This window comes from Oceanobacillus sp. MO10714A, assembly GCF_037072045.1.
GTDB classification, from domain to species: Bacteria; Bacillota; Bacilli; order Bacillales; family Amphibacillaceae; genus Oceanobacillus; species Oceanobacillus indicireducens.
This window is the reverse complement of record NZ_JAXHDC010000021.1, coordinates 20,113-44,470: the sequence shown is the minus strand read 5'-3', so window position 1 is coordinate 44,470 and position 24,358 is coordinate 20,113. Positions and strand designations below refer to the sequence as shown.

Annotated in this window: 27 protein-coding genes, 1 pseudogene and 3 riboswitches; of the genes and pseudogenes, 12 read left to right on the top strand and 16 right to left on the bottom strand. The window is 40.3% G+C overall.

The genetic code is table 11. The features are described from left to right. Positions 1 to 119: 119 nt before the first annotated feature. Positions 120 to 1,316, top strand: a complete 1,197-nt coding sequence (locus SPD53_RS11770; protein ID WP_336252680.1) for a coenzyme F420-0:L-glutamate ligase — start codon at positions 120 to 122, stop codon at positions 1,314 to 1,316. A 516-nt stretch (positions 1,317 to 1,832) separates the two neighbouring features. Here SPD53_RS11770 and SPD53_RS11765 read toward each other — a convergent pair. Together SPD53_RS11765 and SPD53_RS11760 are read right to left on the bottom strand one after the other, a co-directional pair. Then, positions 1,833 to 2,330: an LURP-one-related/scramblase family protein gene (locus tag SPD53_RS11765; RefSeq protein WP_336252679.1), complete on the bottom strand. Its 498-nt coding sequence runs from the start codon at positions 2,328 to 2,330 to the stop codon at positions 1,833 to 1,835. Positions 2,331 to 2,357: 27 nt separating this feature from the next. Continuing rightward, positions 2,358 to 3,200 carry an aldo/keto reductase gene (locus SPD53_RS11760; RefSeq protein ID WP_336252678.1) on the bottom strand — a complete coding sequence of 281 codons (843 nt, stop codon included), beginning with the start codon at positions 3,198 to 3,200 and terminating at the stop codon, positions 2,358 to 2,360. Positions 3,201 to 3,349: 149 nt separating this feature from the next. Here SPD53_RS11760 and SPD53_RS11755 point away from each other — a divergent pair, with 149 nt between their 5' ends. From SPD53_RS11755 to SPD53_RS11745, 3 genes are all read left to right on the top strand, one after another. Then, positions 3,350 to 4,339, top strand: coding sequence for an aromatic acid exporter family protein (locus tag SPD53_RS11755; RefSeq protein WP_156856163.1), 990 nt, complete (start codon positions 3,350 to 3,352; stop codon positions 4,337 to 4,339). A 49-nt stretch (positions 4,340 to 4,388) separates the two neighbouring features. Then, complete coding sequence (menC, locus tag SPD53_RS11750) at positions 4,389 to 5,495, top strand: o-succinylbenzoate synthase (protein ID WP_188855903.1); 1,107 nt, start codon at positions 4,389 to 4,391, stop codon at positions 5,493 to 5,495. Between the two features lie 104 nt (positions 5,496 to 5,599). Continuing rightward, positions 5,600 to 5,926, top strand: a complete 327-nt coding sequence (locus tag SPD53_RS11745) for a nucleoside triphosphate pyrophosphohydrolase (RefSeq protein WP_336252677.1) — start codon at positions 5,600 to 5,602, stop codon at positions 5,924 to 5,926. An 11-nt stretch (positions 5,927 to 5,937) separates the two neighbouring features. Here SPD53_RS11745 and SPD53_RS19850 read toward each other — a convergent pair whose 3' ends face one another. The 7 genes from SPD53_RS19850 to SPD53_RS11715 form a co-directional block, all read right to left on the bottom strand. Then, positions 5,938 to 6,168: a DMT family transporter gene (locus SPD53_RS19850; RefSeq protein ID WP_442946271.1), complete on the bottom strand. Its 231-nt coding sequence runs from the start codon at positions 6,166 to 6,168 to the stop codon at positions 5,938 to 5,940. Positions 6,169 to 6,212: 44 nt separating this feature from the next. Continuing rightward, positions 6,213 to 6,572 carry a Lin0512 family protein gene (locus SPD53_RS11740; RefSeq protein WP_156856159.1) on the bottom strand — a complete coding sequence of 120 codons (360 nt, stop codon included), beginning with the start codon at positions 6,570 to 6,572 and terminating at the stop codon, positions 6,213 to 6,215. Then, a complete protein-coding gene (locus SPD53_RS11735) occupies positions 6,573 to 7,187 on the bottom strand; it encodes a cysteine hydrolase family protein (RefSeq protein WP_188855906.1) in 615 nt (204 codons plus the stop codon). Between the two features lies 1 nt (position 7,188). Continuing rightward, positions 7,189 to 7,968 carry a hydroxyethylthiazole kinase gene (gene thiM, locus SPD53_RS11730; protein WP_188855907.1) on the bottom strand — a complete coding sequence of 260 codons (780 nt, stop codon included), beginning with the start codon at positions 7,966 to 7,968 and terminating at the stop codon, positions 7,189 to 7,191. Positions 7,969 to 8,075: 107 nt separating this feature from the next. Further along, positions 8,076 to 8,177: riboswitch (TPP riboswitch) on the bottom strand. A gap of 84 nt (positions 8,178 to 8,261) precedes the next feature. Beyond that, the gene (locus SPD53_RS11725; RefSeq protein ID WP_188855908.1) at positions 8,262 to 8,570 is read right to left on the bottom strand and encodes a hypothetical protein; all 309 of its coding nucleotides are present in this window, start codon (positions 8,568 to 8,570) and stop codon (positions 8,262 to 8,264) included. Positions 8,571 to 8,874: 304 nt separating this feature from the next. Then, positions 8,875 to 9,513 carry a hypothetical protein gene (locus SPD53_RS11720; RefSeq protein WP_156856155.1) on the bottom strand — a complete coding sequence of 213 codons (639 nt, stop codon included), beginning with the start codon at positions 9,511 to 9,513 and terminating at the stop codon, positions 8,875 to 8,877. 424 nt (positions 9,514 to 9,937) lie between these two features. Further along, entirely contained in the window at positions 9,938 to 10,243 is a 306-nt protein-coding gene (locus tag SPD53_RS11715; RefSeq protein ID WP_188855909.1) for a hypothetical protein, read from the bottom strand. 109 nt (positions 10,244 to 10,352) lie between these two features. Here SPD53_RS11715 and SPD53_RS11710 point away from each other — a divergent pair, with 109 nt between their 5' ends. Then, positions 10,353 to 10,859 carry an HXXEE domain-containing protein gene (locus SPD53_RS11710; RefSeq protein WP_336252676.1) on the top strand — a complete coding sequence of 169 codons (507 nt, stop codon included), beginning with the start codon at positions 10,353 to 10,355 and terminating at the stop codon, positions 10,857 to 10,859. 22 nt (positions 10,860 to 10,881) lie between these two features. Further along, positions 10,882 to 10,974 (top strand): annotated as a pseudogene (locus SPD53_RS11705) (SDR family oxidoreductase); the annotation flags it as partial. A gap of 78 nt (positions 10,975 to 11,052) precedes the next feature. Here SPD53_RS11705 and SPD53_RS11700 read toward each other — a convergent pair. Continuing rightward, complete coding sequence (locus SPD53_RS11700; protein ID WP_188855911.1) at positions 11,053 to 12,219, bottom strand: DUF4367 domain-containing protein; 1,167 nt, start codon at positions 12,217 to 12,219, stop codon at positions 11,053 to 11,055. A 248-nt stretch (positions 12,220 to 12,467) separates the two neighbouring features. Between SPD53_RS11700 and SPD53_RS11695 the strand changes: the two genes are divergently transcribed. Next, positions 12,468 to 12,725, top strand: coding sequence for a hypothetical protein (locus tag SPD53_RS11695; RefSeq protein WP_336252675.1), 258 nt, complete (start codon positions 12,468 to 12,470; stop codon positions 12,723 to 12,725). 30 nt (positions 12,726 to 12,755) lie between these two features. Here SPD53_RS11695 and SPD53_RS11690 read toward each other — a convergent pair whose 3' ends face one another. Together SPD53_RS11690 and SPD53_RS11685 are read right to left on the bottom strand one after the other, a co-directional pair. Further along, positions 12,756 to 13,238 (bottom strand): acyl-CoA thioesterase, encoded by a 483-nt coding sequence (locus tag SPD53_RS11690; RefSeq protein ID WP_156856150.1) that lies wholly within the window; start codon positions 13,236 to 13,238, stop codon positions 12,756 to 12,758. 184 nt (positions 13,239 to 13,422) lie between these two features. After that, positions 13,423 to 13,599, bottom strand: a riboswitch (cobalamin riboswitch). Between the two features lie 554 nt (positions 13,600 to 14,153). Then, positions 14,154 to 14,423, bottom strand: coding sequence for a DUF4260 family protein (locus SPD53_RS11685; protein WP_336252674.1), 270 nt, complete (start codon positions 14,421 to 14,423; stop codon positions 14,154 to 14,156). On the opposite strand from SPD53_RS11685, the gene SPD53_RS11680 reads away from it, so the two are divergent. Further along, a complete protein-coding gene (locus SPD53_RS11680) occupies positions 14,405 to 14,599 on the top strand; it encodes a hypothetical protein (protein WP_188859074.1) in 195 nt (64 codons plus the stop codon). The genes SPD53_RS11685 and SPD53_RS11680 overlap by 19 nt on opposite strands. Before the next feature lie 50 nt (positions 14,600 to 14,649). On the opposite strand, the gene tenA is transcribed toward SPD53_RS11680, so the two are convergent. Then, positions 14,650 to 15,324, bottom strand: coding sequence for a thiaminase II (tenA, locus tag SPD53_RS11675; protein ID WP_336252673.1), 675 nt, complete (start codon positions 15,322 to 15,324; stop codon positions 14,650 to 14,652). A gap of 171 nt (positions 15,325 to 15,495) precedes the next feature. Further along, positions 15,496 to 15,605, bottom strand: a riboswitch (TPP riboswitch). A 91-nt stretch (positions 15,606 to 15,696) separates the two neighbouring features. Further along, on the bottom strand, positions 15,697 to 16,926 hold the full coding sequence (locus SPD53_RS11670) for a hemolysin family protein (protein WP_336252672.1): 1,230 nt from the start codon (positions 16,924 to 16,926) through the stop codon (positions 15,697 to 15,699). Positions 16,927 to 17,147: 221 nt separating this feature from the next. Between SPD53_RS11670 and SPD53_RS11665 the strand changes: the two genes are divergently transcribed. After that, positions 17,148 to 18,311 (top strand): dicarboxylate/amino acid:cation symporter, encoded by a 1,164-nt coding sequence (locus SPD53_RS11665; protein WP_188859078.1) that lies wholly within the window; start codon positions 17,148 to 17,150, stop codon positions 18,309 to 18,311. 70 nt (positions 18,312 to 18,381) lie between these two features. Here SPD53_RS11665 and SPD53_RS11660 read toward each other — a convergent pair whose 3' ends face one another. Next, a complete protein-coding gene (locus tag SPD53_RS11660; protein WP_188859079.1) occupies positions 18,382 to 19,473 on the bottom strand; it encodes a glycerol dehydrogenase in 1,092 nt (363 codons plus the stop codon). Positions 19,474 to 19,697: 224 nt separating this feature from the next. Then, positions 19,698 to 20,864 (bottom strand): murein hydrolase activator EnvC family protein, encoded by a 1,167-nt coding sequence (locus SPD53_RS11655; protein ID WP_336252671.1) that lies wholly within the window; start codon positions 20,862 to 20,864, stop codon positions 19,698 to 19,700. Positions 20,865 to 21,261: 397 nt separating this feature from the next. Here SPD53_RS11655 and SPD53_RS11650 point away from each other — a divergent pair, with 397 nt between their 5' ends. From SPD53_RS11650 to SPD53_RS11640, 3 genes are all read left to right on the top strand, one after another. Continuing rightward, positions 21,262 to 21,861 (top strand): SAM-dependent methyltransferase, encoded by a 600-nt coding sequence (locus tag SPD53_RS11650; protein WP_336252670.1) that lies wholly within the window; start codon positions 21,262 to 21,264, stop codon positions 21,859 to 21,861. 261 nt (positions 21,862 to 22,122) lie between these two features. After that, complete coding sequence (locus tag SPD53_RS11645; protein ID WP_156856143.1) at positions 22,123 to 22,833, top strand: response regulator transcription factor; 711 nt, start codon at positions 22,123 to 22,125, stop codon at positions 22,831 to 22,833. Continuing rightward, positions 22,830 to 24,293, top strand: a complete 1,464-nt coding sequence (locus tag SPD53_RS11640) for a HAMP domain-containing sensor histidine kinase (protein ID WP_156856142.1) — start codon at positions 22,830 to 22,832, stop codon at positions 24,291 to 24,293. The genes SPD53_RS11645 and SPD53_RS11640 overlap by 4 nt, the downstream gene beginning before the upstream one ends. Positions 24,294 to 24,358 lie beyond the last annotated feature (65 nt).

Sequence of the window (24,358 nt, the reverse complement as noted above, 5' to 3'; positions counted from 1 at the left end):
TAGGTATAATAATTATTAATTTTACTTATATCACGAATTACAGGTATAGTAAAGAAGGAAAATCAAAAATTAATAGATATGTACATCATATATTCTCATGAAGATTAGGAGAGATCAGATTGGTAAGAGTAGTAGGTACAACCGCACGTGGACTCAGAGCACCGATTATCAATGAAGGCGATGACCTCGAGGAAATCGTCGTAGAAACCGTCTTACAAGCAGCGAAAGTCGAGGGCTTCCAAATTCGAGATCGTGACATCGTTTCCTTGACCGAGTCGATTGTTGCCCGGGCGCAAGGAAATTATGCTAGCATCGAAGCAATTGCTGAAGATACCAAGCGGAAATTTGGCGATAAAACGGTCGGAGTCGTCTTCCCAATCCTGAGCCGGAATCGTTTTTCCAGCATTTTAAGTGGGATTGCCCGCGGGGTTAAAAGAATTGTCCTCATGCTGAGCTATCCAGCAGATGAGGTTGGCAACCATTTAGTCAGCATTGATGACTTAGATGATAAAGGAGTCAATCCGTGGACAGATGTACTAACGGAAAAGGAATTCCGCGAGTTATTCGGAAATTGCAAACATCCATTCACTGGCGTCGATTATATTGAATATTACAGGAGCATTATCGAAGCAGAAGGAATTGAATGCGAGATTATTTTTTCCAATAACGCGAAATCAATCCTAGAGTACACGAAGCATGTCCTCACTTGTGATATCCACTCCCGTCACCGGACGAAACGGATCCTAAAGAAACACGGTGCGGAAACGATTTACGGACTGGATGATATTTTAACAGAACCGATTAATGGCAGTGGTTATAACGAAGCATACGGACTACTCGGTTCTAATAAAGCGACCGAAGAAAGTGTGAAACTCTTCCCGAATAATTGTCAGGAATTAGTAAACGGGATTCAAGCAAAAGTTAAACAAGCTACTGGAAAAACAGTTGAAGTAATGGTGTACGGCGATGGTGCATTCAAGGATCCGGCTGGAAAAATATGGGAACTAGCAGACCCTGTTGTATCCCCAGCTTATACGTTAGGTCTGGAAGGTACACCGAACGAAATCAAATTAAAATATTTAGCTGATAATAACTTTAGTCACCTGCGCGGAGATGAATTAGACGAAGCAGTTGCCGCGTTCATTAATAAAAAGGGTGATGACCTTGTCGGATCTATGGAGGCACAAGGAACAACTCCACGAAAACTAACCGACTTGATCGGCTCTCTATCTGACCTCACGTCAGGCAGCGGTGACAAAGGAACACCTTTTGTCTATATTCAAGGATATTTTGATAACTACACCGATGGAAAGTAATGAATTCAACTTTTGCACTGGCAAATTTCCTATCACTGCACGGAGAAGATTTTAAATAATACTGTTGACGGCTATAATAAACGGACAGCTTCACTGCTCGAATTAGAGTTGTTTTCAAGTGTTGATTAGATCTCTCTGACCAAACGAGCTGGAATCAGGAGGCGCAAAAGGGTGATCAAAAAAACATCCCTATTTATCCGAACGAAATCGAATTTAGCCAAATCGATTAATTAGAGCACTACTAATCGACTGAATGAAGGCTATTCTAGCTCGTTCGGGTGATTAGGACCCTTATAATCGACCGAACGAAGGAAAGTCTAACTCATTCGAGTAATTAAGACATCTCTAATCGACCGAACGAAATCTAACCTAATTCAAACGGACGATTAAAGATTAAAACGCCCCTATTCACTCGGCTAAATGTAGTCATCCACAGTATCATTACCATACAGTTCCCAAAGCAATTACAAAAAACGGGTCGCCAAGGAAAATTTTCACTTGGGGACCCGTTTCTATTCAACTTCCCGGCGAAGCGGCAGCTGCTGATTGATCTGCTTTCACGCAATCAATCGCGACAACGAGGGCAATCATCAGGCTTTCTTCGGATTCATCACTTATTTTAACTTGGTAACTATCGCCCCGAGTAAACCATTTTTTCTTCACTTCTCCAATAAACGCTCCGTGCTGATACACTTCAAAATCCATGCCCCACCAATCTCCTGTCACCTCTAAGCCAATCGCATCAATCGAATAGCGCGGTTTAAAAAAAGAAAATTCCTTTTTTATCGTAATGACTTCTTCACCGGCAACAGCAATGGTGAACTTCGGCATCCAGGTAAGCATTCGCTTCGTAATTCGGGCGACTTCCGCTTCTCTCTCATCCTTAATCGTATAGACTTTCGGGATTTTCATGAAGCTACCCTCTACGGTATATACATCCCGTTCATCTGCATCTTTTACCGTAAACCTGCCGCTTAAGCTAAGTATTTTTTGCTTTATATACAGTTCCTTCATAAGGTATCCTCACACTTCTTCGCCAGTTTAAAATTCTTCATACTCAGCTGGATCTTGGTTTTTCATTCTCCCGTCCGGACGACTCAATTCGCCGATCTTATTCATTTCTTCCTGTGATAATTCAAAATCAAAGATAGCAAGATTCTCCCGCTGACGAACCGGTGAAGTCGATCTTGGAATAGCAACCGATCCCAACTGATAATGCCAGCGCAGAATAACTTGAGATACGGACTTATTATGGCGTGACGCAATTGCCGTTAGAATATCGTTATCAAGCACGTTGTTTACACGTGCAAGCGGACTCCAGGATTGTGTCTGAACATCATTTTCTTCATGCCACTTCCGCTGCTCCTTCTGATTGAAGAACGGGTGCAATTCAATCTGGTTCACACTTGGCTTCACACCGGTTTCTTTTTCCAGCCGTTCAATATGTTCAGGCAGGAAATTACTCGTTCCAATTGAACGAACCAAGCCCCATCTTTTTGCATCAATTAACGCCTGCCAAGCTTCGACATACACGTCCTGCTTCGGATTCGGCCAGTGGATGAGGTATAAATCATAATAATCGAGATTCGCCCGGTACAAGGACTCTTGAATCGTCTGCACGGCCAAATCGTATTGATGGTATCTCCCTGGCAGCTTCGACGTGATGATTAAATCTTGACGCTGTACACCAGTTTTACGGACAGCTTCCCCAACTGTACCTTCGTTTTCATAGTTATAAGCGCTATCAAGCAGACGATACCCATTGTCTATCGCACTTATAATCGACCGGACCCCAGCGTTACCATTCATTTTATACGTCCCTAGTCCAATTGCCGGGATTGATAGTCCATCATTTAATGTAATTTCAGGAATCGATCTAATCATGTAAAACATCTCCTTTTCTATTGATTTCTCCATTTAAATGAGTGATTAAATTTAGTATAACACACTCACCGACCGGAATTCTGTTCCTTCCTTCTCCAACAGTCTATAATAGATCTAATGAAAGTCATCAGGGAAGGGAGGTGTTTCGGATGGTTGGTATGGGATACCGAACGATTAAAACAGCAGTCGGTGCAGGTATTGCGATGTGGTTTGCAAGTCTTGTTGACATTCAATTTGCAACCTTTGCAGCGATTCTTGTCATTATGTGTATTGAACGGACGAAAAAACGAACCATCTACACGATTAAGGATAAATTTTTCGCTTGTCTTCTTTCACTCGTTCTCGGTATGGTGGTCTTTGAATTATTAGGCTATCACCCGATTGTATTTGCGATTTTCATTCTTCTGTTTATACCGATCTTAATGAAAGCGCGGATTCAAAACGGATTTATCACAAGCATGGTTGTCCTCTCCCATATTTATATGATTGGAAATGCAAGTTTTGAAGTTTTCTTCCATGAACTATTTATCATTCTCACCGGGATTGGAATTGCATTCATTGTAAACAGTGTTATGCCGAGTATGAGAAAAGACATTGATAGGTTCAAATATGAAATTGAAGAAAAGTATGCAAAAATCCTCTATGAATTCCATGCTTTCTTAAAAGATAATCACCGGAATTGGGACGGACAAGAGATTAATGAAGCGGAAGAAATTATTAATCAAGCGAAATCGATGGCCATCCAAGATATTGAAAACAATTTATTACAAGAAAAAAGAACAGACTATCATTATTTCAGATTGCGCGAAGAACAGCTCGCCATATTGCGACAAATGCTGCCAATTATAGGCATCGTTTCCCTCTCAGAGATCCATGTGGAACAACGCGAAATGGTTGCCGACCTATTATTGAACATTAGCGAAAACGTCCGCACGAAGAACATTGATCCTGTTCTCGAAAAGTTAGAGTCTTACGAAGAAATTTTCCGTGAAAATGAACTACCAAAGACAAGAGAAGAATTCGAAGTGCGGGCCAATCTCTTTTACTTGCTTTTTGAAATTAAGAATTATTTGCTAGTGAAGAAGAAAGTGATGCGGCAACGCGAACCTTTTTCTAATCGCGCAGGTGTACGAGTGTAAAGTCTAAGTAAAAAACAAAGAACAAGATTGAATTTGGAGGAAATGAATCATGAAATTGACAGAGATCACCATCCGCCATTTACAAATGAAATTAAAATCTCCTTTTGCAACAAGTTTCGGAACGCTAGAAAATCGTGACTTTCTACTGCTAGAGGCAAAAGACGAAAGTGGAACGATTGGTTGGGGAGAATCGGTCGCCTTCCGTGCCCCCTGGTACACCGAAGAAACGATGATGACGAACTGGCATATGCTTGAGGATTTTCTTATTCCACTCCTCCTCAATAAAGAATTGCAGCACCCGGATGAAGTGCGTGACACTTTTTCCCCCATCCGGAAAAATAATATGGCAAAATCCGCGATTGAAGGTGCAGTTTGGGATATCTATGCCCAGCAAACGAACCAATCTCTTGCAGCGGCACTTGGCGGGAAGAGTGAACAGATTGAGGTTGGCATCAGTATTGGCATTCAGCCTACTACCGATGACTTGATCCAATTGGTTCATGGATATGTGAAAGAAGGCTATAAGCGTATGAAAGTGAAAATCAAGCCTGGTAAAGATGTCGAAGTAATCCGGGCGTTACGCGAACACTTCCCTGATTTGCCGATTATGGCAGATGCTAATTCAGCTTATTCATTAAAGGATCTTGATACGTTAAAACAACTTGATGAATTTAATCTCATGATGATTGAACAACCACTCGCTTCTGACGATATTATCGACCATGCCAAGCTGCAAAAAGAGCTGGAAACTCCGATTTGCTTAGATGAAAGCATCAATTCGTTGGAAGATGCACGAAAAGCGGTGGAACTCGGAAGTACGAAAGTTATAAACGTGAAGATCGGCCGTGTTGGCGGATTATCTGAAGCGAAAAAAATCCATGATTACTGTGCGGAGAAAGGTATCTCTGTCTGGTGCGGCGGGATGCTTGAATCAGGAATTGGCCGGGCCCATAATATTGCGCTAACATCGCTGCCGAATTTCACCTTGCCTGGTGACACATCCGGCTCCGACCGCTATTGGGAAAAAGATATTATCGCACCAGAAGTTATCGCGAATAACGGTTATATTACGGTTCCTAAGAAAGCTGGCATCGGATATGAAATCGACCGGGAAGCAGTTGATGCATTCACGTTCAGTAAGAAACATTATCGTTAAATTGAGAGCGAACGTTTTTCTTGTCAGTATTTAGGGAACGATTGAATATAGGTAATTTCGCTTCCCCATATAATCGACAACAATGAAAAAGGAGTGTTTCCTAAGTGACGACGTATAATAAACTTGTCCGCGACGGTATTCCGTCAATATTGGAACAAAACGGTCAAGCCTTCAATACCGAAACCCTTAACCAGGATCGTTATATTATGGAGCTAAAAAAGAAACTGAATGAAGAAGTGATGGAATATCAAGATGCAGCAAATGACGAAGATGCATTAGAAGAACTTGCCGATATCCTCGAAGTCATGCAGGCCCTTGTCGGTATCCACGACACCACGATGGAAGATGTAGAAAAACGTCGGGCCAAAAAGGCAGAGGAATATGGCGGGTTTGAAGAGAAGATTTATTTGGTTGATGTAGAGGAGAAATAGCGATGAGGTACTTAGACTTTCCCTAAGTGCCTCATTTTAACATGCCTTTTTTCCGGACTGCTCGAGCTTCCTCGCCCGGACATTCCCCTTATATATAAATTTCCCTGTCCAAAGAAAAGCACCAGTATCGCAAGCAAACCTGTACCAGTCAGAAAAGAGATGAGTGCACCTTCAATCGTCCCAATTCTCCGACCCAGTGAGGCGTTGACGGACGATTGACTGCCTACTAAAAGCCCACCCATCATCATACTTATTTGATTTACCAACTAAACTAAATGTCATTTCATTAATACCCAACCTCAACGACTGCATTCACAATATACATTAAATCATTTTCATCCTGTTGATCTTCAAGGAAAATACCGCTCGTTGTCGCCATGCCTCCAGCAACGGTTTCTACCGTTACCGTTCCATAAGGAAGCAAACTTTTAATTTTTTCATGGTCAAGCTTTTCCTCGTCTTTTGGTACAGCGAGCTTAACGTTCACCCGCATATTGTTCAAGTCTTGACTTGGCAGCATTTTCCTTATTCCTGGCATGGAATTATAATGGATCGCATCCATAATCGCACGTTCGGCAGCTACATTTATGTCCTGGCCGTGGAGATCAATTCCCATTCCTGCTTCGATAAATAGAATTTCTTTCAATTATATTTCCCCTTTCCATTGTTTTTTTACTTCAACTGCGTGAACAACTTCTGCAAATGTTCCTTGGAGTAACTCTAATGCGTCGTGATGTAGTTTTTCATTATCCGAGACGACACAATTAGAGGGAACCGTTACGAAAAAATCTCTCATAGAAGCATCACGAGCAGTCGTGTCAATACACACATTCGTGTAAGCTCCAATAATCGTAAGATGGCTTATACCATTTGAGCGTAATAAAAGCTCAAGATTTGTATGGACAAACGCACTATACCGATGTTTTACGACAACTTTTTCTCCTGGAAGCGGAGTGAAATACTCATGAATTTCCGCTCCCCAGCTTCCAGGTTCACAGTAGGATAAATTACTTTTCTGATTGCTTCGGCCGAATCGTTCATTTGCAGAAGGGGATTCCGTCCAAGCACTATGTTCCGAGATCACATGAATCACTGGAATCTCACATTCTCGTGCTGCTTCTAGCAAATCCTTCATCTGTTTCATTTTTTCATAAAAAGCATGAATATCTTTCCCGCGTTTACCTGCGGTGCCTTCCGGATGGCAAAAATCATTTTGTAAATCGACTAGAAGTAGAGCTACGTTCCCGTTTGTTGTATTCATTCTAAATCTCTTGCAGCTTTTTATACGTATTCACCGTCTCCTGATCCAGCAGATAAAGCTGATCAAGCAAAGCAGGGATGAACGTGCCCGGCCCTTCCGCCTTTTTCATCGCAAGTTCCGCAGCTATCCCGTAAGCTGCAGTCACTTCCACACTCGCCTCATACAAGTCTTCGGCAACACTTAAATAAGGCCCAACGAGAGACGAAAGCAGGCACCCGCTTGCCGTAATATTTTGTAGCATGGTATGCCCATTATTACAAAGACTCATGCGCGTTCCGTCTGTAATGACGTCTGTTTTCCCTGTTGCAATAACAACCGTATCATATTCTTTCGCTACTGTTTGAGCAATTTTCGGATCAATCGATTCAACCGTAGAGTCAGGGCTTTTCATAATATCAAGCGCTCCGCCAAGTACGGAAATTTCCCCAGCATTCGCTCGGATAGCAGCGAATTTCACCTTTTCCAATAATTCATTAATCACTTTCGTACGGAATTTTGTTCCCCCTGCTGCGATGGGATCAAGAATGACTGGAATTCCTTTTTCATTCGCTTTAAGGCCAGCAAGCAGCATCGCCTCGGCCCGATCCTCGGTTAAAGTTCCGAGATTCAATACGACAGCATCCGCATGACTCGCATTCTCCTCCGCCTCTTTTGGTGTATTCGACATGGCTGGAGACGCACCAATCGCAATTAAACCATTTGCCGCAAAATTTGTCGCAACCTCATTCGTGATGTTATAGATAAACGGACTTTTTTCTCGAATTTTAGCAATATAGTTCATGTAAACTTCCTCCTTTTTAGTAAATTGAAATAGATTAAGGGCGAGGTAGTTTTTAAAAAAGAAAAACCACCCCGGGAATTGGAGTGGTTATTAATACAATTTAAGTATGTATACCAACTCCACTTTCCTACGCTAGTATGAACTAGATCAGGTTCAAAGGGATTAAGAAAAAGTCTTATCTCAGCCGACTGGCACCCCTAGTGGAAAAATATCTATTCTTTATGACTAGTCTATCTTATTTTTAATATAAAAGAAAGGGTTTGCGTGCGTGCACCCAAACCCTTTCTTTTATATTAAAAACCACCATATGGCACGAATCCGGGACCGTACTGCCAAAATCCCGGGCCGGGTCCGAAGCCAGGACCGTAACCAAATCCGGCCCCTGGACCGAACCCAGGACCGTATCCCGGTCCAAAGCCAAAACCTGGTCCTCCAGCGATTAAACTGCCACCTAAAAATCCTAGTCCTGCTCCTATTAATCCAGCTGCAAGCGGATCAATACCGCCACCTGGCCCAAACGGACCCGGCGGACGAGCCCGGTGCATTTCTGGATATGGTAATGGCGAATGATGCATCGGTACATGATTTACAAATCCATGCATGTATATGCTCCTTTTCAAGAAAAATTTTATCCTGTTCTTTCCCTTCCCTACAGCCTATGGCAGAGTACAGGAAACCGCACTAGACAAATCCCTATTTTTGACATGAAATTTGGGTCGGAAAACGAGATGAATCCTTTTTCTCAGGTGACTATGCATTCAGAATATCGAAAATACAAATTCCGTGAGCAACATGACAGTATTCCGGGCATATAGAAGGTTATCAATCCCTATTGACCAGCTCATTTCGCCTAAGAGGAGCTATCAACGTCAGGATGTTAAGATTCCTAAATACCCCACTTCCCGCTTAAGACTTGCTCGGAAAAATGGTGTAAGACCACGAATAAATGAAATCAATAATAAAAACAATCCCCCAAACCATTGAAATGTTATACATCATTTCATTTGCATAAGGTGATGCCAAGTAATTGTCATCACCAATCCACGAAAGATCAGTCAGGTAATTCATCGCCTGATTGAGATCCTTTATTCCATAGCTCCAGAAAACAATCTGGACGGCTGCGAATATAAGTAAATGGAAAATGGAGCTGTATCGATTGATTTTGGCAATATATTTCGGGTCTTTTTGTCTCCTGATGATTTCTTTATCCCTTTCAGTAAGTAAGTCGATACCGCGCAAATTACCAATCTTCAAGCGCATCCAACGGTCCAACTTCCGGAAATCATTGATGCCAAAAGTGCACGCATACAAAATAAAAATCAAAATAACAATTTGAAACATCGAAATCTCGCCTGTTTCCCGGTAAATAAGGAGAGCAAGCACTCCCTCAACGATAAATAAGCCGAGAAAAGACAGCAGAAAGATAAGACTTAAATTCCGTTTGTTGAAAAAATAGCGGATGACCCCGAATAGAATTAATGAGATAAAGGACAGTATCTCTGCAGCGATAAAAATTTCCCATTGATGTTGGATTAGAAAGGTCATTTGGTGGCTCTCCCCTTTTGGAATTGGTTTAGGTTAATATGAAAAACACTCACTTGTAGTTTTACGGCGGAAGTGAGTGTTTGGTTTCAATGATTGCGCCTATAAATTCTCTTAAAACCATCGGATATGACTAAGTTGTATTTTTAACCTGTCTAGCTTTCTCTTGAATTTCCCCCGTTTATCGGTGATTAGTTGGATTTCAGATTTCAAAGCAATCTTTTCTGCCACGGTTTCGATTGTCAAGTTCTCTGTATTAATCCGTTCCTGGAAAATATCATGCGATAGTCCTGCGATACATCGATTGAAACATGAGGGAAACCCAATATATGAAGGTTGGGATATACAGTCCGTAATAAATCCATGATTCTGTTCAACTAACATTCAGTGGGAGAGGTAAGGATATCCCCACTGAATGAGTTTCACTTTATGGCACGGGTTGCAATATCGGCGGTCCACCTAAAGACGAATCTTTAAGTCTTTTATAAGCAACATAAAAGGAGATCATTGCACCGATAACAAAGAACATGGCTGAAACAAAGGAAAGTTCTTCTAAAGATATTATCTCATTTGATGAGTTTGTTGATTTTGATTCTTGTGGTGATGACATAATGAGTACACCTCCAAATATCTTTTCCTTCTTTAATGTATTCAAGCGGAGAAAATATTTTACTCTTTTTAAAGGAAGACAGCCTTCAGATAATAACCTACCCGCCGATTGCCTTCCAGCCATGCGAAAAGTATTAATTATAAACTCGTATAAAGATAAGAATAATCATGTTAAAATACTGTTATAGAAAGGTTTTAAAAAAGAGCATTTCTAAGAAAGGAGTTAAAAGGTTATGGATATCCATCTATTCGTCCTAATTTTCACCATCATTTTCATGCTCCACAACCTAGAAGAAATCATGACAATTGAAAAATGGTTCAACAAAACGTATCCAAGAATTCGCAAAAGAATCCCTGCTTTTGTAGAAGAAGAACTCAGGAAATTTGAGACAATGAATGCAGCCAGATTTTCTTTCGTTGTATTTTTACTTTCTATCCCAGTAGCTATTCTGATTGTAATTACAACAATAACTGAGCACTATCCTCTATTTCTCGGGTTAAATCTGTTATTTGCTTTAAATATTTTTACCCATCCCGTACAATCCTTATACTTACGCAGCTATACTCCAGGTCTTTGGACTTCTGTATCACTGATCATTCCTTATTATATTATTCTTTCTTATCATATATCTAATACTGGTTTATTAACATTCAACAATTTATTAGGTGCAGTCGTAATTCTAATCTTGTTTATTCCTATTTTTCTCCTCAGTCATAAAGCAGCAGAAAAATGGAACTAACTCCTCGAGACAAAATTCAACAGTAGCAAATCTTGTCCTTTACTTAGCATCCGACGAATCCAGTTATTCCACTTGTTCTGAGTTTATCGTGGATGGTGGAATTACCGCAATATAATAAAATTTTCACACCAAAAAAACGACAGAGATTATCTAAAAATATTCCCTGTCGCTTTTTATTAGACGAAATGTGCTCTTACTCAATCCCCTCTGCTATTTGCAGAAACAATTCTTTCGGCATTTCAGATTCTTCGCCAATTAATTCAAGAAACACATCTTCATGTTCCCAAGTGAGACACATGAAACCATCATCATCAACCGCCAGATTACCTTCATTACCATTAATAGTGATTGTCTCCGTCTCTTCCCCTTCAAACATTCCATCATAATCCTCTTGTGAAGGATAGATGCTAAATACGAAGCCGTTCCAATCTTCATCCTCATAAATGAGATAGACCATCTCTGACTCATCATCCGAGGAATAATAGGATTCCGTCATTTCATAGCCCTCCGGTACGAATGTAACATCGGGAATCGTATAATCTACATTTTCCTTAATTTCCTCAAGTGACATTTCTTCCTCGAGAAATGCAAAATCTTCTTCCCATTCCTCTTCCGTTACAGCATTTTCTTTTACTTCTTCTGGAACTTCAATTGGCTCAACTTCATTCACATTCGACACCGTAGCTTCCGCTGTAACTTGAATAGATTCACCGTCCATTTCAAATTCCGCCTGAACAGTTTGTGATTGGATCAACATTGACTCTTTATCAACCTTCATTTCGGTCTCAAAACTGTTAATCGTAATGTCGGAAAGGTCTTCTTCCAAGTCAATATCCATCGTCAAATCTCCCATTGATGTATCGAAATATGGTTCGATTAATTCCTCAAATTCTTCTCCCTCACCGGTTAACGCAAGGATATACTGATCCTCTTCCTCCGTCATTTCAAATTGATCAGCAAACGCCTCTAGTTTTTCAAGTTCACCTTCATTTAATTGGTCAAAGCTCTCTAGTCCCATTTCTTCTTCATCCGTAATGAACCATTCACCGAACATGTTCATATACACTTCTTCACCAACGATATATGTCTCCACATCCATAGAAATTCCAGTCATCCCCATCGTCATGTCTAAATAAAGTGTGTCCGGATCATGTGTGACGTCAGCCGTACCTTCAATCGATACAATCATATCCATAATCTCTGTATCGATCTTCATCTCTGTCGTATAACTTTCTAAATCAGCATTCGCTTGAATTGCCTGCTCCAACACTTGGCCTTCTGTTAACGGCTCCTTATCTTCCCCACAAGCGGCAAGCAGTAAGAAGCTTGCCATTATCAATAAGGCAATGGTTTTTCTCATCTCTTTTTCCCCCTTTTACTTATGCAACATCTTTAAAAATAACAATTGAAAAAGTGACCCCTAACTCCTCTCTCATGTAGACATGTATAGGAAAATCCCTTTTGTAAAACTAAAGAATATTATACCCCAATACTTGGTAAATGGGGATAGTTATTTAGATGGATATGAATTTTATTTTTTAGTAAAATGAAACTTAATTACTTGCCACTCGTATGTAAGATATAAATGTATGAATCGGAGGATATTTAATGAAAAAGTATCTTGTCTTTATCATTAGTTTTATTGTAATGTTCACCGTATTCCAGGTACTGTCTGGCATGTTTCTAACATGGATATATACTCCGAATATTAGTTCAGCTTGGAGCATGAGTACTGGTCTCTCCCAGGAAACCGTTATTACAGGCAGCAATTCATTTGGGCTACCATTGCTTACTGCTGCGCTTGCTGCTTCTGTTGCTTATGTGACCTTGGTGAAGTTTGCGAGGGGTAGGAAGGGAAATAGTTAAATGATGATGGGAAAGAGGCAGGATTCTTTCTTACCTGCCCTCTGAATACTCTCGTATCTGCATCCGTCGACTTTTCCTTATTTGCGCACTTTGAAACAGACGCTTCTCCTCCTCCGTTTCCGGAATCACGCCACTCACTTTGGTTGGAATTCCTTCACTATTAATTGCAACCATCGTCAGAATTGCAGTAGTAGTCGTTGTTATTTCGCCTGTATCCAAATGCTGGCATTCCACTTTCACATACACTTCCATCGAGGTTCTGCCTGTAGAGACGACGACCGCCTCCAATTTTAATATGTCACCTGCCTTAGCAGTTGAGAGAAAATTCACCGTATCGATCGATGCCGTGACGACCACACTCCCGCTATGCTTCATAGCAGCAATCGCCGCTATTTCGTCAATTGATGCTAAAACAGTTCCTCCAAAAATTGTTCCCATATGGTTTGTATCCGGAGGTAAAACAAGCTTCGTCTGAATTGTTCTCGAAATTGTCGCTGGTAATTTTTCTTCCATTTCATAACCTCTTCTCTGTTCTTTGTAGTGACCGTTTAAGAGACTTCGGGAGAGTTTTTAAGGAAATGAAAAAACCCATCAAAACTGATGGGTATAATAAAGATAGCATCCTCAATAAAACAGTAATCTTTTACCGTTAAAAGTCAGAATAAACCTCATTATACCTTCCCAGCTCCCGAAGAAGATAACTTTCATAATAATGGCAGGTCTCCTGACTTATGCTTCATCCTACTCTAATTCCTTCCCGTCCAAGACAGTGGATTTACTTATTTCGTCAGCATTTACAGTTGCGGGTACAGTTCTGGTTTCACACCAGATTCCCTATTAAGTCTCCTTAGACACCATAATTACGGGTCTTATCGTATGTAGTTATTTTCCAATAAAAAAAGAATTATTATATCAAGCATAGTATAGATTGTTTAAGTTAGCAATTTTATTTGCAGTTTAGTTTATTAAAAACGAAACATATAGTAAACCTGGATCGTAATAATAAATAATTGGAATTATTCAAGTTAAGTGATCTGGAATGTGGAGATTCATACAGAAAGATTAAAACTCATTCCTTGTTCTTACGATTCGCTATCAATCTATGCAACGGCAGAATATGACCTTGGCCCCCACATTTCAGGGTATCTAGAAGATTTAAAGGCAGATCCGTCTCTTTTGAAGAATATAATTAACGGGACAAAAAATGACTGGAAAAAATAAAGGAACAAACTGACATTTTCCTTTTGAAGCAATCTCGGATCACCGAAAACAATAAATGCAGTAATAACCGCGATACAATAAGAAAGCATCCCGATGCCCCAATGGGAAGAAAGCTTAGGTTTACTGAGTATAATGAATTTGTTAACCTCCTAATCTCCTGTTTCTCCAGCTTTGTGCTCTGCTCAATTTTAATGGGACATTCGGAAACTAAACTCGATTCAAATGTGTTTCTTTGAAAGTGTTTGTATATTTTAATCCGTACCCGACCATTCGATCCATTCCGATATGAGCTGCCCAAATCAATCCGACTGCAAGAATCGTTTCATTTATTAATAGAAAGCTCAAGAATAGAACAAAGATGACGGTTGTGTAGGTATGAAAGACGTTATCCCAATTATTACGGACGTAAATTTGAAAGACAGAAAAAGATTCGCTAACTTTAAAAGAGGAGTGATCTGTTGAGCGACTGGATTCCAAGACTTATATTGCTCATTGTCGCAGTACCCTTTGTTTGGTATTTTGTTGCATTAAGTAAGAATGTAAGTAAAACAGAGAAAGAGCATGATCGGGATATGTCATATGAGATCAATCCGTTTACAGGATTGAAAATGCCATCAAGTGATTCAAGGAAAGATAAGGAAAAAAGAGAATAAACCGCTTAACAAAATTAGGGGGGAGCGACAAGCACTCCCCCATTACTCTCTTATATCGGCCACATCTCAATATTTTCTGCCATTTCCCAGAACATGTATTCAAATTTACTTGTTTTTACAACAATATCTTCAAGCGCTTGCAACTCTTTTTCAGATTTTCCTGCTGCGTAATCGTTAATGAGCTTCTGGCAGTTTTCGGCAAGCTCGGTGAATCCTTCTGAGGAATACATTTGAATCCAATTACCGTAAAACTCATGCTCTAATGACTCTGGGTTTTTCGCTAATTCTTTTCCAATATAGTTATAGCTCCATGCACAGGCCAGCACAGATGCAATCGCATTCTCTACACCGCCAAGCTGGGAAACATTCAGCATATAACTTGTATAAGCAGTCATCGTTGCTGATGGTTCAGTTTCCTCGAGTTCTTCACTTGTAATACCAAAGCGGGCTGCATATTCCCTGTGTAATTCCATTTCCATGTTCAATGTCCCGTGCAATAGATTCGCAAACATCGTCATCGTATGTAAATCCGGTGACTTTGCGCTCCCGATTGCAAAAACTCTCGAATACTCAATTAAATAGACATAGTCCTGCTTCATATAATGCTTGAACTTTTCCTTATCGAGCGTCCCATCCCCGATTCCCTTTACAAACGGATGCTCCAAGTAAGCTTCCCAAATTGGCTGGACCTTTTTCCACAGACGATCTGTAAACTGTTCACTCATGATTTATTCCTCCCTTTTTGGTATAGAACCTCTCTACACCACAAAGGGTATGTCTCGATTTGCCGAAAGCCTTTCGTTACATGTGTATGAAACACTTTTACCTTTCCCATTAAAAAAGACCGCTCTTTTTATAATGGAAAAAGGCGGTCTGCGCGTAACATGTTGATTTGTCGCTATCAAACACCGCTTTCTTTCGCTAGTATCAACTAGATCAAGTTCGAAGGGTTGAGACAGTTTTCCACCTGACTCTCTCAGCAAATAATGCACCCCTAGTGGTGAGAAATATTCTATTAATTCTACTATTACATATTTAAAGGACGTTAGCAAGGAGAATGGACATTCAACCTCCCTTAAGCCACGCGATAGGTCGTTCTAAAGTTTCCTAATTTCAACCAAGTGCACTCTTCGTTCACTTACTTCTAAAATTTTAAATTCTAAGTTTTTAAAAGTGAATACTTCCCCTTCTTCCGGCAAATAACTGTATCGATTCAAGATAAAACCAGCCACATTATCCGCTTCCTCCGGGATATCAATTTGGAAGACATTATTAAGACGGTGCAACGAAAGCCGTCCATCACAAATAATGAACGTTTCCGTTTGCTCATGGATGAGTGCGTCGTCCTCATCCATCTCATCTTCAATATCCTCGCCAATCATGGTCTCGATTAAATCTTCATGGGTGATCAACCCTTCTGTTCCACCATATTCATCGAGCACGATAGCAATATGCTTCTTAGCGTCCGTCATCTTTTTGAAAACTGCATCAACCGAATTGAATTCGTAAATAAATAAGGGATCCATATCAGAGAACTCCCGAATCCCTTTTTCCGGTTGAATGGACCAAGATAAAATAAATTTCGAATGGAAGACACCTACAATATTATCGCTATCCCCTTCGTAAATCGGGTACCGTGTATGATGATTTTCCAATAAAAACTCCTTTGCTTCTTCAAAAGCGATATCAGTCGGGATGGCCTTCATCTCTACCCGGTGCGTTTTCAATACATCCGAAACATTTAATGTCTGGAAATCAAGCATCGATTTCAATCGGTACGTCTCATCATTTTTAAACGTACCTTCTGTGTGAGCGATATCAACCATTGCTCGCATCTCCGCCTTCGAAATGGTGACCTCTTCGTCCCCCTCTTTTCCGAGTAAGCGAATTGTTGTTTTCGTGAGCAGATTAAGTAACCAAATAAATGGCTTTAAAATGTGTAAAATAATCATCGTCGGATAATAGACGATGTAAGAAATTCGCTCAGGAAAAGCTGCAGCGACCGATTTCGGCATGACTTCAGCAAATATAATAATTAATACAGTCAGCACCGTTGTCGTAATACCGATATTCCATCCGTACTCGAGCGCGACAATTGTTACAAGGGAAGGAAGCACGATATTCGGAACATTATTAGCGATTAAAATACCTGGGATAAAGAGATCCGGATTGTTGACGAGCTTGAGTAAGCGCTCTGCCTTTTTATCCCCGTTGGCCGCTTTTAATTGCAGCTTCATCTCATTCGTTGCCGTAAGTGCCGTCTCACTACCTGAAAAATAACTAGATGCGATAAAAAGGATAATGATACCAATAATTAAAAACGTCACAAGCATTCACCTACTTTGCTTCAAAAATTCCTCGTTAAAAAACCATTCGACACAATTTGGGAAATGGTACCGTTAGTATTCCCTTATTTGACTGGGAATCAACATATTTTCATTAATTTGAAGCTACAACTTTCGTTATGAGAAATCTGGGAATTTTCTTGAATTTGACTAAGGTCAATGGTATATTTAAAGAAATCTCATAATCGGGAAGGAGTGAAGGAATGAAATTAATCGTAAAATTACTAGTGGGTATTGTTGCCGGTATTCTTATCGGGTTAGTTATCCCAGATTTCATCGTGAAGATTATCGTGACATTCAAAGAACTGTTCGGACAATTCCTCGGATTTGCGATTCCGCTCATCATCATTTTTTATATTGCCAGTGGGATTGCGAGCTTCGGTAAGCATTCCGGGAAAATGCTTGGGATCACCGGGGGACTTGCTTATATATCCACAATTTTAGCGGGCACGTTAGCATTTATCGTTGCTCTTTTTGTTATACCAAAGCTCGTTGGAAATGGTGGAGCGTCCGCGGAAGAAGCCAGTGGCTTCGAGCCTATATTTGAACTTACAATTGATCCAATTACAGGTGTGATGACGGCTTTAGTTCTAGCGTTCGTCTTCGGAATCGGGATCACGAGGGTTGAAAGCCCAACGTTAAGAGCTTTCTTTGATGAAGGAAAGGAAATTATTGAACGCCTCATCTGGAAAGTCATCATCCCGATTTTACCGTTTTATATTGCGAGTATTTTTGCCGAACTTGCTGCAGATGGAACGGTATTTGACACGCTTCAAGCATTTGGACTCGTACTTCTTATGGCAATTGCAATCCACTGGGTATGGCTTATCGTGCTTTATATTGTCGCAGGTACGCTTGCCGGGAAAAATCCTTTTACTTCGCTAAAAACCATGCTTCCAGCCTATTTTACCGGGCTCGGAACCATGTCCAGCGCAGCCACTATTCCGGTAACGGTCCGCTCTTCCAAGAATAATGGAGTAACAGATGGTGTAGCTGATTCGGCTGTTCCATTATGTGCGACCATTCATTTAGCGGGAAGTACGATTACACTTGTCATGTGTTCCGTAGCAGTTATGGTGCTTTCCAGCGGGATGTCTCTCCCAACGTTCGGAATGATGATTCCCTTCATCTTAATGCTTGGAATTATTATGATTGCTGCTCCCGGAGTTCCAGGCGGTGCCGTCATGGCAGCGTTAGGACTGCTTAGCACCATGCTCGGCTTCGATGAAACAGCACTTGGATTGATGATTGCATTATACATGGCGCAGGATAGCTTCGGTACTGCAACAAACGTGACTGGTGACGGCGCAATCGCGATGATGGTCGATAAAATCATTGGAGCGAAATCAGAAGATCCAGCCGCATAAAAATAAAGGTGCTAGACAATTTTTTGTCAGCACCTTTTCCTTTTCATATGCGAGCTATTAGGATTGCTCCCTAGTTCCGGCTGAATTGGTCAACTGCTATAATCGCGTGTGCTACATCCTCCGCGGTAATGTCTGGAGATAGATTCCTCATTGTTTCTCCCGCTTGTGTCGCTGCTTCACCTATTTTAACCAAGTCTTCAAAGGACACTTTATCTAAATGCATTTCTCTTAATGTAGTTGGTAAGTTTAATGCACGATAGAAATGGATGTATTTTCTTAATTCTGCTTCCGAATGCAATTCAAGCATTAACTGAACCAATGTTCCATAAGCAACTTTTTCACCATGGGTTAGCTTATGAATATCACCTTCGAGAACGGTAAACCCATTATGGATTGCGTGCGCCGCTGCGAGTCCTCCAGTTTCGAATCCTAAACCAGATAATAATGTATTCGCTTCGACAACTGCTTCCACTTGTTTCGTGACGAGACCCTTTTCTACCGCATGATAAGCAGGGATCCCATATTTAAATAACGTTTCTTCACACGTTTTTGCAATGGCTTGTGCTGCAATACTTGGCTTCCCGCCAGCCATCGTCTCCCCGTCGCTCTTGATCGTTGCTCTTGCTTCTACCCATGTCGCCATCGCATCTGCAATCCCAGAGGCGAAAAAGCGTGGTGGAGCCTTTGCCACTACTGCCGTGTCAATCAATACAAGATCCGGGTTCTTATTATAAAATTTATACGACTCGAATACGCCGTCATCACTATAAATAACGGATAAGGCACTTGTCGGTGCGTCCGTCGAAGCAGTTGTTGGGACAATCACAACGCCAACATCGAGGCCATCCGCACTTGCTTTAGCAGCATCCAACGTTTTTCCGCCGCCTACACCTATAACAAGATCGACCGTCTGACTTTTACCTTCTTCTACAACTCGATTGATTTCATTAAGAGAAGCCTCGCCTTTGAATTCAACAAAATGATAATCCAAACTCGTTTCCTTAAAGCTTGCTTCAATCTGTTCGCCCGTGATTCCCCACACGACTTCATCAGACAAAATCAGCGGTTTATTTCCTAATTTTTTTACATGCTCACCAATTTCATTTAATACGTGGACTCCTTGAATGTACTTACTCGGTGATTGAAAAATAATCGCAGCCATATGACTCGCTCCCTCATGTTTGATTATACCTTTAGTATACCCTATATTTTTGCATGGATTCCAATTGGATATGAGGTAAAGTATAAAAAGCTGGCACCCCTAATCTAGGAAGCCAGCTGATCATGTATTGTTTGCGTAAGTAATATAGCTATCGGAAAAATTTAACGTGGATAAGGGTTCTCTACGGTATATTCCCAGTATATCATTTCGCCAGTCAAGAGCATTTAATTTACGTAGTTCATTGGATCCTGCAGGGCACCATTCTTATATACTTCAAAATGTAAATGAATACCCGTTGAATTACCAGTGTTACCCATTATCCCAATTACTGTCCCAGTAGTTACTTGTTGGCCAACCGATACATTGATGGACGATAGGTGTCCATAAACTGTTTTTAATCCATCACTATGTTCAATCTCTATTCTATTTCCTAAGCCACCAGCAGAACCTGCTTTCGTTACTACCCCATCTGCAGCAGCCAAAATATTATAATTGCTTGGTCTTGCTATATCAATACCTTGATGCATTCTACCCCAGCGCGGTCCAACATAACTTGAAATGTAGCCTCCCACCGCTGGCCATGCTAGATAACCGCCACTTGATCCAACACTCTCTGAAGCAATTTGAGTATCCGGCGCCGGCTGCGTTAATGCTGTCATATTTTCTTTCACATCTTTTTCAAGTGCTGCTAGCTTATTATCTTCAAGTTTTAGTTCCTCTACTTTAGCAACAAGCTTTTCTTCTTTTTCTTCTAAGTTAGCTTGCTTGACCTTCGCTTCTTTCTCCTGATCCTCAATCAGTGCTTGCATTTCTTCTAACTCTAGTTTCAAATCTTTTAATTCTTCAAGTTTAACAACGACTTTTTCTCGCTTCTCTTCTACAATTTCTTTATCCGCTTCAATTTGTTCCATCAACCTTACATCCGATTCTGTAATCTTATTTATCGCACTAATACGGCTAATGAAATCACCGAAGCTTTGAGATCCGAATAATACTTCCAGGTAAGAGATATCTCCACCGCTTTTCTGGTAAGCAGATGCCCGTTCTTTTAAAATGTCAAAGCGTTCCTCAATCGCTTCTTCTAGCTTGGCAATTTCCGTTTCAAGTGCATCTATCTCTTCTTCTGTATTCGATATATCTTCTTCATTCTTCTTCAATGATGCTTTGTTTTCATCGACTGCTTTCTTAATTCGACTAATTTCAACATTAATTTCTTCTAATTCAATTAAAATATCAGCTATTTCCTCTTCCGCTTCAGAAAGGTTAGCTTTTATGTCTTTACGGTCTTGCTGCAGTTCGGTTTCTTTATTTTTTAGATCTTCTAATGAATCTGCAGATGCTGTTGTACTGAAAAAAGCGCTACCAAAACCAACCACTGCCATAGTGGCCATCACTACGATCTTTCTCTTCAATTTCTCGTTCCCCATTTCCCTCACATTTATTGCTAAACAAGCTATATTTAACGTCCTCTATGTAAAAACACTAACGTGAAAATTTATCACGTATCAGCGGTCTGTAATACACCCACTGAATAAGTTTCACTTTATATGTTTACTTTTGATAATCTATGGGTACTTTAGCATATCTCCATTTCATAGAAGTTAATATGATATTACAGTTGTATATCAAATATCGACATAATATTCTGTTATTCGTGGAACAATTTGGCTTGGGAACTGACAAGTTGCCTATTCATACACGCTTCCCTTGCTACTTGCCCGGCTTCTTAGTAGAATGAATGCTTGATAGATTGATAAATATGTTTAGAGATGGAGTGAAGTTGTAAGATTGCTGGAAAGAAAATTTGATGAAATGCTTCAAGTAAAGACAAACGGGCTTAGGGAATGGCGTGGACAGACGGATGACTATAATCGGTATGAGGCGACACCCTACGCTGCTCTTGAACAATTGTTCCGCTCGTATAAACTGAAACCCACTGATCATGTCGTCGATTTTGGCAGTGGAAGGGGCAGGGTGCCATTTTACATCCATCATCATTTCGATGTGCCTGTAACAGGTGTGGAAATGAATGATCTTACTTTCGAGGAATCACAGATCAATAAAGCATTATATACAAGGAAAAACAAACATCTGAAAGCACCAATCCGCTTTGAATTCGGACTTGCCGAACAATATAAAATCAAACCTGAAGAAAATGTATTTTACTTTTTTAATCCATTTTCCGTCACGATATTCAAACAAGTCGTAGAAAACATTCTGCAATCCGTGAAAGAACATGGACGGTCTGTAGACATCATCTTCTATTATCCCCTACCTGAGTTTAAAAAGTTCCTAAAAAAAGAAACACCTTTCCGATTAATTAACAAAGTGAAAGCGTATAAAAAACATGGGAAACATGGGAAATTCCTGATCTATCGCTTAGATTAATTCGTTATCTAGTGTCTGGTTTTCATTGCGGAATGAAGACTAGACATTTTTTGTTTGATAAAACTATCAGACTATAAAAATCCTAAAACGCGCTGGGACATTGCTCATCAACCGAAAATCTCAGGTCCCCAATTATTCGATAGTTTAAATTCGACGTATGCCAAGCTCCGCGAACCAGCTGTGCTATTATTAAGTAAAAATAAACTTTTAATTGGGTTATTATATTGTGAATTATACTGTAGACAGAGAAGAGGGAGAGCCATGACAGAAGAAATTAAAATTCTCATTGTTGAAGATGATTATGAAATTGCCCGGATTATGCGTGATCATTTGGTGAGAGAAGGATTCCAGGTCACTTGGGCTTCAACCGGGGTTGAGGGCTGGGAAGAATTTAAAGAAGGTAATTTTTCCCTCGTACTTGTTGATTTGATGATGCCGGAAATGGATGGATTTGAATTATGTAAACAGATTCGGTTGGAAAGTGATATACCACTCCTCATTGTCAGTGCGAAAACGGAGGATGACAGTAAGGTTCTTGGACTTGATCTTGGAGCGGATGATTATTTAACCAAGCCATTCAGCCTAAAAGAGCTGACCGCCAGGGTCCATTCCCACCTAAGAAGATACCATCGTTATACAGGAAAACATCAGCAAGAGAAAATGATTCGTTATAAACACGGTTTAGCAATTGATTTTCTAAATGAGACTGTATTTATAAATGGAGAAGTTGCTGTACTCACGGCTAAAGAGCAAGAGATTTTATTTTTGCTTGCTAAGAATCCTTTTATCACATTTGAAAAGGGAAAAATATATGAGCATGTCTGGCAAATGATGAATGTAGATGGCAATAACACGATTACCGTCCATATTAAAAGCCTCCGCACGAAGCTGAAAGATACCGGAAAACATCCAACATTCATCCAGACTGTCTGGGGCGTCGGGTACCGCTTTATCGGAGAACAATCAGGATGAAGATTAAATATTGGTTAATGATTAGTTATCTCGTTGTGATGGTATTGCCAATCGTAGCAGTTTATCTTTTATATATCAGTCTAAGCAACTATGATCAAAAACAAGATTTACAGGAGTTCCTACACTTTCAAGAAATCGTTGCGGACTTGGAAAGTGTGCTGAAGGATGTTTCCCTGTATCAAGGCCAGCCTAAAGAAAATTATCGGAATCTGAAAAGTCTTACCGATGATCATTTAAAAATTGATTTATATCGTTCCGATGGCCTTCATTTATTTTCTTCGATGAACACATTAGGTACCGAGCAGTTTCAGTGGACACCTCAAGAAAACTTATTTCGCAATTTAAATGAGTTTCAGAAAAATCCACGTACTTATACGATGAAGCAACTAGTCTTTGATGAGCAAAATCAGCCAATCGGACTATACGAAATCACACTCAGTCGAAATAAATGGGCGGAAGCAACAAGTACACGCACCAACATGATGTTCATCCTTTTAGCCGGGTTCTTCCTTATTCTTTATATTATCGTGCTTCTAGCGATTAACCGAAAATTGAACCAGCCCTTGAATCATTTGCAACAGCATATGAGAGCATTCGCAGACGGGAAAAAACCAACGAAGCCACTCGCCCAACCAAAGGATGAAATTGGCATACTTATTCATCACTTTGAACAGATGAAAGCTCAAATCATGGAAACAAACGAGGCGCTCCTTAAGCAACAGCGGGAGAAAGAATATATGGTCGCTTCCCTTTCTCATGACTTAAAAACACCATTAACCGCCGTTCGCGCATATACGGAAGCATTGGAAAATCACCATTTAACGGAAGAAGAACAGAAAGAATACCGCCACATCCTTTATGAAAAGCTCGATCACATGAAAGATATGATCAATGATTTGTCTGTCTTTACCGCGCTACAATCCGCGGAAAACATATTGAATAAAGTGTCAGTCAATGGAAATGAGTTTTTCGAAATGTTGTTTACTGGTTATGAAGAAGCTTGTTCTAGTAAACAGATTACACTTACTACAGAAATAGCTGTTAAAAACGGTTACTTGCTTGACCCGAAGCAAATGGTGCGGCTCCTTGATAATCTCATGGATAATGCGGTTCGTTACACACCAAGCGAGAAACAGATTTGGTTAGCCGGAATATCTGCAAAAAATCCGCTCCCCGAATGGGTATTCCCAGCGTTTAGAAATGAAGTGGATACATGGCGGGATGATGGCACCGTCATCCTCATTCAAAATGAGGGGAAAGGCATGAAACAGAGGCAGCTTGCTAATGTGTTCCAGCCTTTTTATCAAAATGAATCTTCCCGTGGTAAAGGATCCACGTCCGGACTAGGCCTTAGTATCGCAAAAATGATTATGGAAAAACATGATGGAAAAATAAAAATTTGGTCAACAGAGGATAAAGGAACATTAATAGCTTGTTGGCTCAAGGAAAGGGGTTCATAATGAAACGTAAATGGAAGAGATATCTTATTCTTTTAAGTGTATTAACGTTAGTACTAGGAGGTTGT

What these genes read in the sequence shown, in the direction of transcription:
- SPD53_RS19850 (WP_442946271.1), bottom strand. Translation starts at nt 6,168, where the DNA reads ATGGGTGGGCTTTTAGTAGGCAGTCAATCGTCCGTCAACGCCTCACTG.
- SPD53_RS11695 (WP_336252675.1), top strand. Translation starts at nt 12,468, where the DNA reads ATGAAAAAGTATCTTGTCTTTATCATTAGTTTTATTGTAATGTTCACC.
- SPD53_RS11645 (WP_156856143.1), top strand. Translation starts at nt 22,123, where the DNA reads ATGACAGAAGAAATTAAAATTCTCATTGTTGAAGATGATTATGAAATT.
- SPD53_RS11665 (WP_188859078.1), top strand. Translation starts at nt 17,148, where the DNA reads ATGAAATTAATCGTAAAATTACTAGTGGGTATTGTTGCCGGTATTCTT.
- SPD53_RS11655 (WP_336252671.1), bottom strand. Translation starts at nt 20,864, where the DNA reads ATGGCCACTATGGCAGTGGTTGGTTTTGGTAGCGCTTTTTTCAGTACA.
- SPD53_RS11715 (WP_188855909.1), bottom strand. Translation starts at nt 10,243, where the DNA reads ATGGCTGGAAGGCAATCGGCGGGTAGGTTATTATCTGAAGGCTGTCTT.
- SPD53_RS11710 (WP_336252676.1), top strand. Translation starts at nt 10,353, where the DNA reads ATGGATATCCATCTATTCGTCCTAATTTTCACCATCATTTTCATGCTC.
- SPD53_RS11760 (WP_336252678.1), bottom strand. Translation starts at nt 3,200, where the DNA reads ATGATTAGATCGATTCCTGAAATTACATTAAATGATGGACTATCAATC.
- SPD53_RS11660 (WP_188859079.1), bottom strand. Translation starts at nt 19,473, where the DNA reads ATGGCTGCGATTATTTTTCAATCACCGAGTAAGTACATTCAAGGAGTC.
- SPD53_RS11690 (WP_156856150.1), bottom strand. Translation starts at nt 13,238, where the DNA reads ATGGAAGAAAAATTACCAGCGACAATTTCGAGAACAATTCAGACGAAG.
- SPD53_RS11755 (WP_156856163.1), top strand. Translation starts at nt 3,350, where the DNA reads ATGGTTGGTATGGGATACCGAACGATTAAAACAGCAGTCGGTGCAGGT.
- SPD53_RS11765 (WP_336252679.1), bottom strand. Translation starts at nt 2,330, where the DNA reads ATGAAGGAACTGTATATAAAGCAAAAAATACTTAGCTTAAGCGGCAGG.
- SPD53_RS11735 (WP_188855906.1), bottom strand. Translation starts at nt 7,187, where the DNA reads ATGAATACAACAAACGGGAACGTAGCTCTACTTCTAGTCGATTTACAA.
- menC (WP_188855903.1), top strand. Translation starts at nt 4,389, where the DNA reads ATGAAATTGACAGAGATCACCATCCGCCATTTACAAATGAAATTAAAA.
- SPD53_RS11720 (WP_156856155.1), bottom strand. Translation starts at nt 9,513, where the DNA reads ATGACCTTTCTAATCCAACATCAATGGGAAATTTTTATCGCTGCAGAG.
- SPD53_RS11725 (WP_188855908.1), bottom strand. Translation starts at nt 8,570, where the DNA reads ATGCATGGATTTGTAAATCATGTACCGATGCATCATTCGCCATTACCA.
- SPD53_RS11640 (WP_156856142.1), top strand. Translation starts at nt 22,830, where the DNA reads ATGAAGATTAAATATTGGTTAATGATTAGTTATCTCGTTGTGATGGTA.
- SPD53_RS11700 (WP_188855911.1), bottom strand. Translation starts at nt 12,219, where the DNA reads ATGAGAAAAACCATTGCCTTATTGATAATGGCAAGCTTCTTACTGCTT.
- tenA (WP_336252673.1), bottom strand. Translation starts at nt 15,324, where the DNA reads ATGAGTGAACAGTTTACAGATCGTCTGTGGAAAAAGGTCCAGCCAATT.
- thiM (WP_188855907.1), bottom strand. Translation starts at nt 7,968, where the DNA reads ATGAACTATATTGCTAAAATTCGAGAAAAAAGTCCGTTTATCTATAAC.